The 858-nt window shown below is 56.6% G+C and carries 1 protein-coding gene; it reads left to right on the top strand.

What is annotated here, in order from left to right; translation table 11 throughout:
* On the top strand, positions 1 to 758 hold a 758-nt coding region (locus AMA01_RS13455; protein WP_156468473.1), incomplete at its 5' end, for a transposase.
* Positions 759 to 858 lie beyond the last annotated feature (100 nt).

Genomic DNA, 858 nt, shown 5'->3' on the forward strand with positions numbered 1-858 from the left:
GCAAACACCCACGCTCAGGGGTCCAGCCCACAGACCGTGCGAACTGGGGCGCGAAGTTCGACGCCTTCGGCAACAAGTTGGCGTGGTTTGGTTACAAAGTGCATTTGGCTGTGGATGCGAAAAGTGAACTTCCTATGGCGCTCACGGTGACGCCGGCAAACGTCTACGACGGAGAGATGGCCATTCCCTTGATGGAGGAACTCAATCGCCAAGATTGGCGGATTCGCTTCGTGCTGATGGATGCCGGGTATGACCAGAAGAAAAACTACGAAGCCGCTCGCGCATTGGGCGCCCAGGCCATCATTCCGATGAATCGCCGGAATGAGAAGGAGCCGCCGGAGGGGATGGATTTCGACGGCACACCTCGCTGCACGATGGGGTACCGGATGACGTATTGGGGTGTAGATGGCGGCTGGCTCAAGTTTCGCTGTCCGCACGCGACAGGACAGGTCGATTGCCCGCTTGGCATGGCTGCCTGTTCTGCGTCGAACTATGGCATGGTCGTGAAGAAGCACATCGATGAGGACGTCCGTCGATACGCGAATCCACATCGCGGCTCTCGCACATGGAAGATGCTCTACGCTGAACGGAGCGCAGTGGAACGCTGCTTCGCGCGGCTGAAAGAGTGGCTGACGCTTGACGGCGTGCATGTACGTGGCATCGAGAAAGTCACCGTACATGCGTACATCCACGCGATTGTGCTCTTGGCATCTGCTCTGGCGATGCACCGGACGAATCGCATCGAGCAAGTGGCTTAACCTGATGATTCGAATGAACACCACCGAAGGGGCGTGATCTATCCACACAACAGAAAAGGATTTTTATGGCATGTGTTATCTTTCACGAGAAGTGTGCGTC

The organism is Alicyclobacillus mali NBRC 102425, assembly GCF_001570745.1.
GTDB classification, from domain to species: domain Bacteria; phylum Bacillota; class Bacilli; order Alicyclobacillales; family Alicyclobacillaceae; genus Alicyclobacillus; species Alicyclobacillus mali.